General features: G+C 65.7%; 13 protein-coding genes. 4 read left to right on the forward strand and 9 right to left on the reverse strand.

Going from position 1 to position 15,027, the window contains the following annotated elements:
* Positions 1-62: 62 nt before the first annotated feature.
* The 4 genes from B0T44_RS18590 to B0T44_RS18605 form a co-directional block, all read right to left on the reverse strand.
* On the reverse strand, positions 63-1,262 hold the full coding sequence (locus B0T44_RS18590) for a low temperature requirement protein A (RefSeq protein WP_077116707.1): 1,200 nt from the start codon (positions 1,260-1,262) through the stop codon (positions 63-65).
* Between the two features lie 442 nt (positions 1,263-1,704).
* The gene (locus B0T44_RS18595; protein ID WP_077116708.1) at positions 1,705-2,295 is read right to left on the reverse strand and encodes a TetR/AcrR family transcriptional regulator; all 591 of its coding nucleotides are present in this window, start codon (positions 2,293-2,295) and stop codon (positions 1,705-1,707) included.
* Entirely contained in the window at positions 2,292-4,268 is a 1,977-nt protein-coding gene (locus B0T44_RS18600; protein ID WP_245839111.1) for an MFS transporter, read from the reverse strand. Before B0T44_RS18600 ends, B0T44_RS18595 begins: the two co-directional genes overlap by 4 nt.
* A gap of 160 nt (positions 4,269-4,428) precedes the next feature.
* Positions 4,429-5,028 carry a TetR/AcrR family transcriptional regulator gene (locus B0T44_RS18605; RefSeq protein WP_077116710.1) on the reverse strand — a complete coding sequence of 200 codons (600 nt, stop codon included), beginning with the start codon at positions 5,026-5,028 and terminating at the stop codon, positions 4,429-4,431.
* Positions 5,029-5,190: 162 nt separating this feature from the next.
* On the opposite strand from B0T44_RS18605, the gene B0T44_RS18610 reads away from it, so the two are divergent.
* A complete protein-coding gene (locus tag B0T44_RS18610) occupies positions 5,191-6,840 on the forward strand; it encodes an AMP-binding protein (protein WP_077116711.1) in 1,650 nt (549 codons plus the stop codon).
* Between the two features lie 27 nt (positions 6,841-6,867).
* Positions 6,868-7,419 carry a hypothetical protein gene (locus tag B0T44_RS18615; protein WP_077116712.1) on the forward strand — a complete coding sequence of 184 codons (552 nt, stop codon included), beginning with the start codon at positions 6,868-6,870 and terminating at the stop codon, positions 7,417-7,419.
* A 77-nt stretch (positions 7,420-7,496) separates the two neighbouring features.
* Here the strand turns inward: B0T44_RS18615 and B0T44_RS18620 are convergent, their stop codons facing one another.
* Positions 7,497-8,024, reverse strand: a complete 528-nt coding sequence (locus tag B0T44_RS18620) for a DUF6924 domain-containing protein (RefSeq protein ID WP_081512287.1) — start codon at positions 8,022-8,024, stop codon at positions 7,497-7,499.
* 335 nt (positions 8,025-8,359) lie between these two features.
* On the opposite strand from B0T44_RS18620, the gene mug reads away from it, so the two are divergent.
* Together mug and B0T44_RS18630 are read left to right on the forward strand one after the other, a co-directional pair.
* Positions 8,360-8,941 (forward strand): G/U mismatch-specific DNA glycosylase, encoded by a 582-nt coding sequence (mug, locus tag B0T44_RS18625; protein WP_077116794.1) that lies wholly within the window; start codon positions 8,360-8,362, stop codon positions 8,939-8,941.
* Positions 8,942-9,381: 440 nt separating this feature from the next.
* The gene (locus B0T44_RS18630; protein ID WP_077116713.1) at positions 9,382-9,978 is read left to right on the forward strand and encodes a TetR/AcrR family transcriptional regulator; all 597 of its coding nucleotides are present in this window, start codon (positions 9,382-9,384) and stop codon (positions 9,976-9,978) included.
* Between the two features lie 12 nt (positions 9,979-9,990).
* Here the strand turns inward: B0T44_RS18630 and B0T44_RS18635 are convergent, their stop codons facing one another.
* From B0T44_RS18635 to B0T44_RS18650, 4 genes are all read right to left on the reverse strand, one after another.
* Entirely contained in the window at positions 9,991-11,376 is a 1,386-nt protein-coding gene (locus B0T44_RS18635; protein ID WP_175648012.1) for an ABC1 kinase family protein, read from the reverse strand.
* Positions 11,377-11,413: 37 nt separating this feature from the next.
* Entirely contained in the window at positions 11,414-12,697 is a 1,284-nt protein-coding gene (locus B0T44_RS18640) for a PucR family transcriptional regulator (protein WP_081512289.1), read from the reverse strand.
* 173 nt (positions 12,698-12,870) lie between these two features.
* A complete protein-coding gene (locus tag B0T44_RS18645; RefSeq protein ID WP_077116715.1) occupies positions 12,871-14,328 on the reverse strand; it encodes an MFS transporter in 1,458 nt (485 codons plus the stop codon).
* Positions 14,325-15,023 (reverse strand): hypothetical protein, encoded by a 699-nt coding sequence (locus B0T44_RS18650; RefSeq protein ID WP_077116716.1) that lies wholly within the window; start codon positions 15,021-15,023, stop codon positions 14,325-14,327. The genes B0T44_RS18645 and B0T44_RS18650 overlap by 4 nt, the downstream gene beginning before the upstream one ends.
* Positions 15,024-15,027 lie beyond the last annotated feature (4 nt).

Raw genomic sequence — 15,027 nt, forward strand, 5'->3', positions numbered from 1 at the left:
AACCCACATTGCCACGATCAGCCGGATCCACTCTCGCCCTGGTGGTTACCACGACCACGCATTCAGTCGGCGAGGGCAGCAGCCTGACGGCGATAGCCCACGGTCTCGTAGCCGACGATCACCACCAGCGGCGAAGCAGCCACGATCAGTAACGAGACCCCGATGGAGGCTCCACGACAGGAGATCGCCACTGCCCCAGCGAGAGCCCCGGCAGAACCGAGGAAAAACAGCAGCTGAACCGGATCGATGCGGACCATCAGCAGCGAATACACAACGAACAGGACGGCGATGAAAACGAGGACCGGGATCGCGGTGGCGAGAACGGCGAAGGTGGGGTCGTCGATCAGTGCCCTGTGATCGATCACGTTCGCGGCCACATGGAGACCGGCACCGGTCGCGGCGAGCGCACCGAAGATCAGGATGTGCAGATACCCCCAGGGGAAGGCCCGACCCCGGTGTCGGGCGAGTACCTCGGCCGATGGCACGGTGAAGTACACCCACCACAGCCCGAATACCAGCGCCGTCCCGGAAACCGCCACCAGCACCGCCTCGACGGTCCACCCCTGTACTTCGACAACCGCGGATATCGCGGTGATCGTGCCCAGAACCACCTCTCCCAGGGTGATGATCACCAGCAGTCCGTAGCGTTCGGCGATATGGTGCGGGTGCCACGGGGTGCCGCCGTCGCGGCGCTCGGCCAGTACCGGTCCGGCGAGTTCGATCGCCACGAGCACCGGATACACGATCCACACCGTCGACAGCGGTGGATCGACCAGCAGCACTGCCACCCAGCCGAGTTGAGCAACACTGGTCGCGGCAGCGTAGGTCAGGCAAGCGCGCCGCCGTTGCGCGTCGTGTCCAGCCGCTCGCAGCCACAGCGTGAGGTTGGCGACGCGCATCACCACATAGCCGGCCACCACGATCCGGATATCCAGGTGGTGGCCCTCGGCGATCGAATGGAACGCGACCGGTATACCGAGAGCCAGGAGCAATACACCCAGCATCACGACCATCGTCGCGACCCGGAAGAAGACGTCGTCGTTGTCATAGGCGGACGCGAACCACGAATAGTTGATCCAGGCCCAGCAGATCGCGAACACCGCGAACCCGAAGCCCGCCACTCCTGCTGCCACGCACCCCTCCGCCAGCAGATGCGCCATCTGGCTGCCCGCCTGACTGAACGCCACCACGAACGTCAGGTCGAAGAGCAACTCCAGCGGGGTCGCGGCACGATGCGCCTGACCTGGGTCACGACCAACCATCCTGGTGAATCGGTGGTGGGGTGCTGAACGATCGGCGGATCGGAACATCGTTCTCCTCCGGTACCGGTCTCACGTCGGCGGGCGCGACGGGTGTTGGTCCCGTCAGATGACACAGCGACCAACCCTGCCCTACGTCGGAGTCGAGCCGCGTGAGCGACACCGTGTCTTCTCGCCTCGGCGTTTGCCGAATGCACTCCACCACCGATTCGCCGAGCAGATCCGCCGCACGGCCCGCCTGGCGAGTAGCCGATGGTGCACTCCCGCTGACCGGAAAACCGGGGATGGTGGCATACCGGGTGCATCTACGGTGTGAGTGGCATCACCGCCGCCGGGGCCATGGTCGACGCGTCGCGCTCGATCCAGCGGTCCGGGCAGTGCGCCACGGTTCCCGGCAAAGCTACACCAGCGTTTCGTATCTGGTCGGGTGTCGGTGTTCTGCCCGTCACGACCGCCCCGGCTCGTCTACCGCGCCGACGCCCTCGCCGTCCACGATGGACTGCACCAGTGCTCCGTATCGCCGGATGAGCAATTCGGGGTCGATCGAGCCGGGATCGAGCAGGTCGAGGTGCCGCATCGCGGCAGCGAGGCCGAGCAGCTGGGCTATCACGAGCTGGCTGCGGAGCCGGTCGGCAGAGGTGTCGCCGATCCGGAGCGCGATGGCGGCGAGGTATCGAGCCTGTACATCGGCGCGGGTCTTGTCCGGGTCCGCGGATTCGCGGACGAGGATCGGGGCCATCGCCCAGGGTTCGGGCTCATCGTTGCGCCGGCGCTCCACGAGCAGCCGGACGAGCTGGAAGCCCGCCGGCTCTTCGGCCGGTGGCGGTTTCTCGGCCGCTGACGCCTCCAGCGCCGTGGCAGAAGGATCGGCGGCGGCGAAGAGTTCGGCTTTGCTACCGGTCAGTTTCATGACGAGCGCCGGGGAACAGCCTGCGGCAGCGGCGATGTCCTTGATGGTGGTCGCGGTGTAGCCGCGGCGGGCGAACAGATCCCGGGCGGCCGCGATCACGGTTTCGCGGGTCGAGAGCTCGCTCACTGTGCCCCCGTCGGCTGCAGGTTGTGTTCGAGGTCGAAATCGACCACGGGGGGCCGGGTCAGGATCGCGACCTGCCGGGTGACGGAGCGCCGGTCGGGGCCGAGCACGGTCACCAGGTAGCGGCCGCTCGGCGGCTGAGCGAGTTCGTAGGTGCCGTCCTCCGCGGTCACCGTGGCGGCCACGTGCTCCCCACTCGCCTTGACCAGGCTGACCATCGCTCCCGCACATGGCTGGCCCCCGGCGGTAACGCGGCCGTGCAGGCTGAGACGGCGGGTGAGCACCACCCGAGGCCGAACCGAACCCGCGGCGAAGTCCATCACCTGTGAGTGCGGCGCCCAGCCGTCGGCCCCGGCGATCACGAGGTAGGAGCCGGGTGCCGGTAGTACCACCGTGAACTCCCCCGCGTTGTCGGCTCGGCTCCAGTCGGCGGGTTCGCCCCTGGTGCTCAGCACAGTGATCACGGCCTGGCGGATCGGCTGCCCGGCGGCGCTGCGCACGGTGCCGGTGACGATCAGCTCGTCGGACACCTGCTCGTCGCCGGAAGACATGCCCGCGCGGGCCGAGGCGACGGCGGGTGCCTCGACGCGCGGAATGAAGACCGCGACCGCCAGGGTCGCCAGCGCCGCCACCGCCGCCATCACGAAGACGAGCCGGAAAGCGCCGAGCGACGGCAACTCCTGTCCGGCCACGTCCATGGTGACGGCGGTCAGCAATGCGGAGATGAGGCCGCTCGAGATCGACGTGCCGACCGAACGCAGCAACGTGTTCAGCCCGTTGGCCGACGCGGTCTCGGTGATCGGCACCGACCCCATGATCAGCATCGGCATCGCCGAGTAGGCGATCGCCGTCCCGATCATCACGAACATGGCACCCATCACGATCAGCGGTACCGACCCGGTCAGGAACAGCCGGGCCGTGTAGGCGACGACGAGCAGACCCGTCCCGATCAGCAGCGTGTACTTGGCGCCGATCCGTTCGATCATCCGGGCCGAGATCGGCGCGAACACGACCATCATCAGGCCGGCAGGCACCATGCACAGCCCGGACGCCAGCACGGAGAGCCCGAAGCCGTAGCCGGTCTCGGTCGTCATCGAAAGCTGCTGCGTGGTGGCCAGCAAGTTGGCGTACATGGAGATCCCGACGAGCAGTGCGGCGAGGTTGGTCAGCAGCACAGGGCGGCGCGCGGAGGTGCGGAGGTCGACCATCGGCAGGTCGACGCGTAACTCGAACGGGAACCACGCTGCGAAGGCGAACACGGCCACTGCCACCGCGGTCAGAGTGGAACTGCTCGTCCACCCCCACGAGCCCCCTTGGGAGATGACGAGCAGCAGGGCGACGAGGGCGACCGACAGCAGCACCGCTCCGCCGATATCGAAGCGTCCGGAGACACGGATCGCGGATTCGGGGACGACGGCCAGCACCGCGACGAAGAGCAGCGCCGCCGCGATCGCGGACAACCAGAAGATCGATTCCCAGCCGAAGTGCTCGTACAGCACCCCCGGCAGCGGCAGCCCCAGGGCCGAGCCGATTCCCAGGGTCGCGCTCATCATCGCGGTTGCGCTCGCCACCCGCGCCTTGGGCAATTCATCCCGCAGCATGGCGATGCCGATCGGGACCAGCGCCGAGGCGAGTCCCTGCAGACCACGGCCCACGAGCACGGCGAGGAAGTTGCCGCCGACCGCGGCGATCACCGAACCCGCCACGATCGTCCCCAGCGACACCAGCATCATCCGGCGCTTACCGAACATATCGGCCAGGCGGGACAGGATCGGGGTGGCGACCGCGGCGGTCAGCAGTGTCACGGTCACCAGCCAGGAGGCACTCGGATAGCCGATGCCGAGGATCTCGGGGAACTTGCCCAGCAGGGGAACGACGAGCGTGTGCTGCAGAGCTACGACAATGCCCGATAAGCACAGCACGATGGTGAGCAACCGATTGGGCGGTCTGGCAGGTGACTTCGCATGTGTGACCACTGCGTCTCCGATTCGCGCAGCATCCAGGGGATGAACGGACGTTTACCCCATGAGGTGAACAAACGTTCACCTCATGCACAAGCCCGGGTGTCCACCCAGCAGGAGCGTGCAGCCCGCGACACGAAATCCTGCGGGCACCGTGCCATATCGGTACTGGTCGTCAGGGGTGGGTTGCCAATCCGTCGGCGAGCGTGCTCACGAACTGGTCGATCCACGCTTCGTCGACGGCAGCGGGACCCCGGAGGACCACAGCCGCGAGCGTGGCTCCGAAGACGGTCTCCACGCATATCGAAATGTCGAGATCAGAGCGCGCCTCGCCGCGCTCGACCGCACCCGCGAACTGGGCAGCGAGGTGATCCCAGACGTTGGTGCGCAACCGTGCGGAAAGCTCCTCCTCCAGCGCCGGATCGGCCATCAGTTCGCTGATCAGACCGGGGGTGGCGCGACGCCCTGCCGGCGAGCCGACCACCTCGACACACCGCTTCACGATCGCGCGGAGCACGCTGTGCAAGCTGCCGTCCTCGGTCGGCTCAGCAGCGACATCGGCAGGGAAGACTGCTTCATGCACGAGGTGCGCCTTGGACTTCCATCGCCGACGGATGGCCGGGACCGATGTCTCTGCTCGGTCGGCGATAGCGCGGAACGTGAGGTCGGCGTAACCGACCTCCGCCACCAGAGCCCGAGTCGCGGCCAGCACCGCGTCATCGATCCGCGTGTCACGGGGGCGGCCGCTGGGGGCGGGCGCCGCGGCATCTGGCACTGTGCTTCACCTCCTCCGTAGGAACGAGTCCTTCTTCGCCGCAACCGGCCCATTATCACTGGGGCTTCGAGGAATCCGGCGATAACCCCTTGACCGTCACCACTTGTGTATTAGATTCTGTTGCGCAACGAAATGTAATGTGGATCACCTGGAGACGCCGTGATGCCCGACTTCGCGTACACCTCGATCGCCGAACTCCTCCATGCTCGAGCGGAGGATGACCACCCCGCGCTCCTCTTCGGTGACGAGCAGATGAACTGGCGCGACTTCGTCCGGGCAGCACAGGTGCGGGCTGCCGCGCTCACGGCGCTACGACGTCCTGGCCCATGGCACGTCGGGGTGCTCATGGACAACGATCCCGAGTATCTTTTGTTGATCGCGGGCGCCGCACTCTCCGGAGCCACGATCGTCGGCGTCAACCCGACCCGGCGTGGCACGGAGTTGGCAGGAGACATCACCGGAACCGATATACACACTCTGATCGTCGCCGCCGACCATCGCTCGCTGCTGGAGAATCTCGAGCTGCCGAACGTCGACATCCTCGACGTCGACGGTGACGCCTACCGCAGTGCGCTGGAGAACGCCGCTCGAGCTGCCACGAAGCTGCCCGCCCCGCCACCCGGTCCTGAACACACCCTGCTGCTGCTCTTCACTTCCGGCTCGACCGGGGCCCCCAAGGCCGTCGTCTGCTCATCTTTCCGGCTCGCCGCCATAGGTCAGCTCAACCGCCATGGCCTCGTACGGGAAGACGTCGTCTACAACGCTATGCCGTTGTTCCATGGCAATGCGCTGATGTCGGCGTGGGCGCCGATTCTCGTCGTCGGTGGCACTTATGCCATGCGACCGCGTTTCTCGGCCTCCGGGTTCCTCCCAGACGTACAGCGCTTCGGCGCCACGTTTTTCAACTACGTCGGCCGGGCGCTCTCCTATGTACTCGCCCAGCCGGAGACCCCGGAGGAGGCGACCACGCGGCTGCGACTCGGGTTCGGTACCGAGGCCTCCATCCGGGACAGGCAGGAGTTCCAGCGGCGGTTCGGCTGCCGGATCGTCGAGTCCTACGGTTCCTCCGAAGGCGTTTGCGCCATCGTTCGCGGCGCCGACACTCCTGAAGGTGCGCTCGGGCGGCCCGACGAGCACATGGGCATGGAGATCGTGGACGCCGCCGGGAAAACCTGCCCAGCCGCGGAGTTCGCCGCGAACGGTTGCCTTCTCAACGCAGCCGAGGCCATCGGCGAGATCGTCGTCCGCGGCGGCGCAGCCCGGTTCGAGGGCTACTACAACAATCCCGCGGCCACGGCGGAAAAGCTTCGCGGCGGCGACTACTGGACCGGCGACCTCGCCTACCGTGATGCAGACGGGAATTTCTGGTTCGCCGGCCGAACATCGGACTGGATTCGAGTCGACAGCGAGAACTTCGCGACCGCGCCCATCGAACGCATCCTGGCGCGCCACCCCAGTGTGACCGCTGCGGTCGTGTACGGCGTCCCGGACCCCCGCACCGGCGACCAGGTCATGGCCGCCTTGCTCTTGGCTCCCGGCCACTCCTTCGATGCCGACGAGTTCGGGGCCTTCCTCGACAGCCAGCCCGACCTGGGCCCGAAGTGGCGCCCCAGCCTGGTCCGCATCGTCGGAGATCTCCCCCAGACAGCGACAAGAAAGGTCGACAAGCAGGCGCTCCGCCGCGAGGCCTGGTTCTGCTCCGACCCCGTCTTCACCCGGAGCCACGGCGCCTACCAACCCCTGACCGATGAAGAGCGCGCCGCGCGCGAAGCGTCCTTCGCCGAGCACGGCCGACAGTCCCTCCTCCCCTGAGAACGACAACCACCGAAAGGCACCACAATGATCGAACTCAACCGCGACCACCTGGTCGACTTCATCACCGAGCGTCTGGCCACCACTGAACAGCCACGCCAGCGCACCATGCTGGAGCGGATGCGCGTGCACGCTACCGCCGAGCGTGACGGCGACCTCGAGACGCTCGTCGGCACGCTCGGGGAGACCACGAACTACCACTTCTGGGGGCTCGGAGGCGACATCGGGCCCAAGACCCGGCAAGGTGTCAGCGACTACTATCGCAACCTGGTCGAGAACAACGGCCACGTGCTCGAGTTCTTCTGTGAGCGGATGGTGGTCGATGACCAGTGCATCGTGATCGAAGGCCGGCTCACGATGATCCAGCCGGGTGCGCTCATGGTGCAGCATCCCCTGGCAGGCGACATGGCTGAGGCCGACAAGAACTACCTGGTCCGGATGCGTAATGTGATCTTCTGGTCTTTCGACGAGGATCTGATGATCGTGGGCGAGGACTCCTACACGGGCGGCCCTCTCGAGATGCGGGTTCTCGAAGACGATGAGCTGCCTGCGTACTTCGTCGCACTGACCCGATCCTGACCGACCCGGTACGACCCGTCGGTAGCCGCTGTACCAACCGAAGCGCACCTTCTTCGGCCGGCAACCTCGCCTCGGTGTCAGAAGCCGCGGAATACGCCATCTGCGTCGACACTGGTAGAGAAGTCCTCGAAGTCCAGGTTCGCCAACGACAGGTTGTTCTCTACTGCCGGCATTTCGCTGGGCACCACTCGGAAGGTCTGAAAGCCCATCACGTCTGCGTTACCCCGGCTCGTATCCACGACGAGGATCGGATGTTCGGGATCGATGATCGTTTGCTTGTCCACCAGGAACAGGTAGTAGGGCGGCGGCGCAGGGAGAAGGCTCTCCAACTTCTCCACTGTCAGAGCCTCGAAGCAAGGGTCGTCGATCGGCGTGATGCCCGCGTACGCGAGTGTCCCGCCACCGAGATCCCACGGCCGCAACGCTGCGTCCACAGTTTCGGCCCAGGCGGCGTCGTCAGCGAAATAGGTTCGGATGAACAAGGAATCGCCGTCCGGCAACATAATCGCCTTTTCCTTCCTCACCGAGACCGGTCCCGTATCCCCCGGACATCCGATCATCACGATCACAGCCAACGCAGTCACCGCCAGCCGGCCGAACCTCATGAGCGGGAAGCCTACACATCCGGAGTTCGTATCGCGGCCGTTCCCCTTCGGCAGAGCCCGCCTCCACGGCGGCCGAGGTCGATACCCGCATCGCCGCCGACCAGGTGCAGGAACTGATCACCGACGGCGTCGCAGGCGACGAATTCCGCGGTGTCCATGCCGCTTTCGCCGCGGACCTGGCTGCGACGATGACGGTGCGCATCCAGCAGGGCGGCGGGTGCGCGAGCACGGGGCTCGACGACGCCGGTGCCTACGCGAACCCGCTGCCATCCTCACCCACGGCATCAGTGCCTGAGGGCTCGCTGTTCGTGACGCCACTCGGGCAGACTGGGCAGATGGCACGTTCTGCTGCGCATCGCCCCACATCGGCCGACCTGACTGCTGCGGCAGGGAAAACCATTCCCGATGTGCTGGCGCCGGATCTGCGTGTGCTGTTCTGCGGGATCAACCCGGGGCTGTGGTCGGGAGCGACCGGCTACCATTTCTCTCGCCCCGGAAACCGCTTCTGGCCTGCACTGTTCCGGTCGGGATTCACTCCACGACTGTTCCGCCCCGACGAGCAGGAGGAACTGCTCACGCTCGGCCTGGGTATCACGAATGTGGTACCCCGCGCGACAGCTAAGGCAGACGAGTTGACGATGCAGGAGTTACGTGACGGCGGCCGTGTCCTCGTCGAACGGGTGCAGCGTTACCGCCCGCAGATTCTGGCGGTCCTGGGCTTGGGCGCCTACCGAACCGCATTCAACCGTCCACGTACCACCGTCGGGCGCCAACCCGATGCACTCGACAACACCGAGATCTGGGTACTCCCCAACCCGAGCGGCCTCAACGCCCACTACCCGCCGGCCGCACTGGCCGCCGAATTCCGCGCCCTTCGTGAAGAAGCAGAACATGCTTCCCGACCGCAAGAGTCTTGACTTCCTCCTCACAAGAACGAGGGCCTTCCCCGAGACGGGTTCGATCAGGGACCGAGCTGCGCAGCTCCACCGCGACGTGCTGGCCGAGCAGCACGCCCGCCGAGTGGCAGGTGCGCTCTCCAATCCGTGTCATCGACCTAGGCCCGGGGGCAGCAGGTTTTCCGCCGGTCGTTACCGGGCGCCGCGCCTGCCGTGCCGGGGCCATCCGTTCTGGAAGGTGGCGGCCGTCCGCGGAGGCACAGGGCGAGCCACGAAACGCGGCTGCTTTTTTCGAATCGAAAGGGTGCGATGTTGTTTTGGCATATCGATAGCGCCTTTCCAGAAACCGGTGGAGGCCGGGCTTGCGGGGCAGTGGAAGGCCCCTGCCCTCTTACCGCCCATGTTGTAGTACTATGTCCTAAGTGGTTTGAACTGTAGTACTACAGATGGAGTGGTGTCAAGTGGTCCGCACGAACCCCGAACGTCGCCGAGCGCTGCTGGATGCATCAATCGAGGTCCTGGCCCGAGAAGGAGCCCGCGGACTGACATTTCGCGCAGTGGACCGGGAGGCCGAAGTACCTGCCGGGACCGCATCCAACTACTTCACCAACCGCGACGAACTACTCGTCCAAGCGGGCCACCGGTACTACGAGCGGCTGATTCCCGACGAATCGACCACGGCGAAACTGCACGGACCGCGCACCCGCGAGACCGTCACCGAACTCATGACCGAGGTCGTCGAACGCGTCACCCGCTTCCGCACCGGCTATCTCGCGCTCCTCGAACTCCGGCTGGAAGCCACTCGGCGGCCCGAACTGCAGGCCCTGCTCACCGAGCGGGTACGAGCCGATCTGGACTACAACATTCGCAACCATCTGGACTACGGAATGCCGGGCGATGAAAACACCGTCGTACTGCTGTTCCTTACCCTGAACTGGCTCATCCTCGAACGACTCACCCTGCCCGGCGTCTTCACCGAGGAACAGGCCAAAGAACTGGTGCGAACGGCAGTGGAGCGCGCGATCCCCGCCACCGACCACGTTGCCGGCCACCCATGACGCGCATTGCGGTCAGAGTGCGACGGTTCCTCGCGCCCGCCGCCAGCGAGCGATCGTGCGGCCGATTTCGGTAGCGGGTAGCTCGCCGTACATCCATTCGCGGGCCAGGCGATGCCAATTGTTGGTGGCTTCGAGCTGGCCGAGGGCGGTGAAGGTGAACAGATCGGCGCGGCGCGAGAAGACGTGTTCGGGGGGCAGCGCCTGATGGCGCACACTCCGATGCTGCGCGGAACGGGGATCCACGGCCAGGACGACAGCACTGCTGGCGAGTTCGGCGGTGATCGTGGTCTCCTCGTCGAGCAGGTGCCAGCCCGCGGCGCCCCACACGTACTCGAGACATTCCTCGGCTGTGACACCGGAGTCGGCGTCGACTATTCCGCGTGCCCGCCACAGCTCGAATATGTCCTCGGCGCGATGTTCGGCCGCGGCGCGCAGAACGTCGCGTTCCAGATCGACGTGCTCGGAAGCGATCTGGTTGTAGAGACCGAAGTCGACGAAACCCACGCGGCCGTCGTGGGCGAGCATGATGTTGCCCGGATGCGGATCGGCACAGAACTCGTGATCGAGAAACAATCCACCGATGTAGAAGTGGTAGACCAGTTCCCCGATCCGATCGCGGTCGGTCCGGGGCAGCTGCCGGATCCGGTCGAATGTGAGGCCATCGAGGAACTCGGTGACCAGCACGTTGCCAGTGCAGAACGCACCGATGCTGTCGGGCACGGTGATGAAGGGGTGATCACGGTAGCGTGCGGCCACCCGGTGCTGTGTGTTCGCTTCGCGCACGTAGTCCAGTTCAGCGCTGATATTGCGGGTGATCTCGTCGAGCACCGCTGTGTCGGCAGCGGCCGGTAGGATCGATTTCCATAGCTTGCTGAAGAACTGCAGGTTGCGCATATCAGCGTGGACTGCGGCATCGACCCCGGGGTATTTCACCTTGACCGCGACGACCCGGCCGTCACGCAGCTGCGCCCGATATACCTGGCCGATCGACGCCGCGGCGACCGGCTCTTCATCGAAGTCGGTGAAAACACGGGACAACGGACCGAGATCGTCCTCGATCACCTTCCGCATGGCTTCGAAAGCCACTACCGGTGCGTGGTCACGCAGCTCGGATAGTTTCTGTCGGAACATTTCCCGGTGCGATTCTGGTATCAGGTCGATATCCAGCACCGAAAGCATCTGCCCCAGCTTCATCGCCGCGCCTTTCATGCCGCCGAGGACGGTGACGATCTGCTGGGCGGCCTGCAGGGCCGACCGCTCCGCCATGACTCGACGGGCCTCGTCGGTTCGCCCGATTGCCGAAAACCGGGTACCGACCCCGCGTACGGCCTGCCCCGCAGCCAAACGTCCCAGTCGAGCACTGCGTGCCACCCGACCGACCGGCATCCGACTTTTCACCATCAACGACCTCCCTGGCCGACGTCTGTCCCGTGGGTCATGCCGGCCGCCGCCCACCATGGAGCGGATGATGAGCAGAGCACTCGGCATTCCCACTGGCCCGTGCGATGAGCGCCGAGCGCAGATACCACATTCCTCTGGTCATCGACATATCGTGCCCGGTCAATTGACCGATCCGCTTGAGTCGGTAATCGACAGTATTCGGGTGGACGAACAATTGCCGAGCTGTACGACGACGATCGAGTTGGGTAGCTACGAAGACCCGCAGGGTTTCCATCAGTTCCGGGTGACCATCGAGGGGTGCCAGCACGGCACCGAGGACGTCCCGGGCAGCTCCCGGTCGGGTCAATTGGTAATGCAATGCCAGATCGGCGAATCGGTGGACACCGGGTCCATACCCAAGGCGTATGGCGGTATCCAGTAACTCATGAGCCTGTTCCGCTGCGCTCGGAACAGCGGCCGTGCGAGCAAGCACGACGGCTGCGGTGATCGGCACCGCCGCGAGCGTGCTCAGCCGTTCCACCATCGCGTCGAGATCTGGATCGGCGCACGCTTTCTGCGGTATCAGAACCGTGCCGCCTGCGACAGACAGTACGGCCGGCGCCTGGTTACCGAGAAGGTCAGCAAGTGCTGCTTGAACGCGGCGCAGCGCGTGCCGGGCGTTCACCTGCGCACCGAGGTGAGGATGTTCCTCGTTCCGGCTCGGTGGCAGGTGGACGGCGAGCACGAAATACTCTTCCGCGATGGCGATTCCGCATTCGCGCGCCACCTGGGCGGTGGCATGCCCGCCGAGCAACGCCGAGGCCAGGGTATGCACTGCTGTCCGGTGTTCGGCGGCGCTCGCCCGGACCTCGCCGATGTAGGCCTTACTGACCGCCGTAGTGATCAGGTCCAGCAGTTCTATTGCCTTCGTATCGGTTTCGACGGCACCACCGGGTTCGGCCGCGCCTGTTCGAGTGTTCAGCCAGTCCAAGGCGGTCTGGTATCCCGCGTGCACGGCGTGCAGTACGACATCGATCTCGATACCGTGCCGCGCCCAGCGACCGGCCGCCGCACGCACGAGATCACCGCAGTCGGTCACGACATCGTCTCGGGTGTGTCGCAGCCACCACCGCACACATACCCGTGTCAGGGCGGTTACTTCACCCCTCAGAACGTTGTCCGAGCAAGTGGTGAATCGCGGAACCGTACTGACGAGATGAGCGGCCAACTCATCGGCAAGGCTCCCGGCATCCGGGACCTCGGTCGCCGCTGATTCAGCGGCAGTATTCGCAGCGCGAACCCCAGTCGTCACGTCAGACCTCCTTGTCACGGCGCACATCCCACCGATCCGAGCAACGCCGCATATACGTTGCCGTTACCAGTGATCACCGACACAAGGTGGACAATATAACGAGCTCGAGCTCACCTTCTACTCCCGTTTCTCGCAGTTGATCTCCCTCTTCGTCAGCCCTTCTACCTGGTCATATGTGGCCGGAACCTACCGACGCGGACTCAGATGACGGTAAATGGTTGACTACTGCTCACTTTTCGGGTTGCCGCGCCGGGCGCAGGCATCGCCAGCGTCGACACCGCCAGGCCCATGGCCACGACCGCGAGGGCCGCCATCATCGTGATGGTGCCGGTGAGACTATGTGAACGGAAGAACAGGGTGGTCAATACCGCGAGTCCGATTGCGTTGCCGACCTGCTCGATAGTCGGGGATACGCCGGAGGCCTCCGCCATCCGGTCGGTATCCAACCCTGCCAGCATCATCGGCTGCAACTGCACGCCGAACAGGCCGACCCCGAATCCCGACAGAAAGACCGGACCGGCGGCAAGCAGCCCGTTCACCACCCCCGAGGTCAGCCACAGATACACCGCGCCCGCGGCCAGACAGCCGCCGTACAGTGCGATACCGGCGGTAAGCACCCGAATCCCCCAGCGTTGCACCAGAATCAGGGAGCCGAGCGCGCCGGTACCGGCACCGAGCGCGAACAACGTCATCACCAGCCCGGTCCGCCACGGCGAATAGCCCAGAACATCCTGCATGGTGATCGACGCGGCGAAAACGAACGCGGTGAACAACCCGAAGAAGACGCCGACCAGTATCGAGCCGATCCGGAAGCCGCGGTCGGCGAACAGCTCGAGGCACACCAGCGGGCTCCCGGCCCTACCCGCCCGCCTACGCTGGTGCGCCACGAAGAGCACCGCCAACGCCGCGCCGCCCCCGAGCAGGACGATCAATTCCGGACGCCAGCCACGCTGCTGTATCTCGGCCAGCGCGAAGATCAACGCGAACAACCCGGCCGTGGACAGACCCACGCCACCGAGGTCGAGGCCGTCACGACGGTCCGGCCGCCCCATCCGCAGGTAGCGCCAGGCCAGGGCGAACGCGAACACACCGATCGGCAGATTGATCAGGAATACCGAACGCCAGCCCCAGCCCCCGATATCGATCGTGACGAGGGCGCCGCCGACGATCGGCCCGAGCATCCCGGCGAAACCCGCAACTCCCCCGTACAGCGCGAACGCCAGCGGATGCCGTTCACGCGGAAAGCTGGCAGTCAAGACGGCGATCGTCTGCGCCGCCATCCCCGCACCCGCTGCGCCTTGCACCACCCGGGCGATCACCAGCTCCGTGGCGTCGGTGACCAGCCCGCACCACAGCGACGCGGCGGTGAAGGCGGCCACCGACGTCAGGAACATGACCCGCCGCCCGATGATCGCGCCGATCCGGGCGGCGGTGAGCAGGGTGCAGGCGAAGGCCAGCGAATAGCCGGAGATCACCAGCAGTTGCGCCGACCGGGAGGCGCCCAGGTCGACGGTCAGGCTGGGTAGGGCGGTGTTCACGATCGTGACGTCGATCATCTGCATGAACACCGCGATCAGGCATCCGGTGAAGGCCAGCCAGGCGGCAAGCTCACCACGCAAACGCTGCTCGAGCGTGGCCAGGCCCGCCCGCACGGTCATGAGACGACCTCCAGGAGCGTGCGCGGGCCGGACAAGGCCAACTGAGTGGGGAAGCTCAACCGCACCAGCCGGTGCGGTGCCGCCTCCGCGAAGTGCGCGACGAACGGCGGCAGTATGCCGCCGATCACCTTGTCCAGGAACGTATTCACCTGCGCGAACCCGGGTCTGAGCCGTACTTGCCAGCAGGGCACGCTGCCCGCGGGCACTTCTGTCGTCACCCGTTTTTCCACCCGGACGATCAGCGGCCAATGCACCGAGAAGGCCAGCCACACATCGATGGTCTCCGCGTGCCCCTCCGCGAAGTCCAGTCCGCGCAGCAGGGTCAGCCCCGCGGCGATCGGCATGACGTTCAGGGGGAAAGGTGCGGGCGCGCCGCCGAATTGCAGGTGATGGGTATCGAGGAAATTGGCTTCCTCCCGTGAAACCAACGTGCCGCCCGCGCGCGTCTCGGCTCGATAGTGTTCGGCACGTAGCCGCTCGCCGACCCGCTTGAACCGCTGTTCGATCGTCAGGGCCAGATCTGTGCCGCCGGGATTGCCGCTGCCGAGACACGCCTCGAGCGTGGCCCGATAGCCGTCGACCGCACCGGCGACGATATTGGTCATCTCGAATCCTTGCGGCCGGTCCGCGAGCCGGACGGAGTACACGGACTTCTCGCCGTCGGGGATGCACGGGTCACGGAATGCGGTGGGCACGTAT

It is taken from the genome of Nocardia donostiensis (genome assembly GCF_002081715.1).
GTDB lineage: Bacteria > Actinomycetota > Actinomycetes > Mycobacteriales > Mycobacteriaceae > Nocardia > Nocardia donostiensis.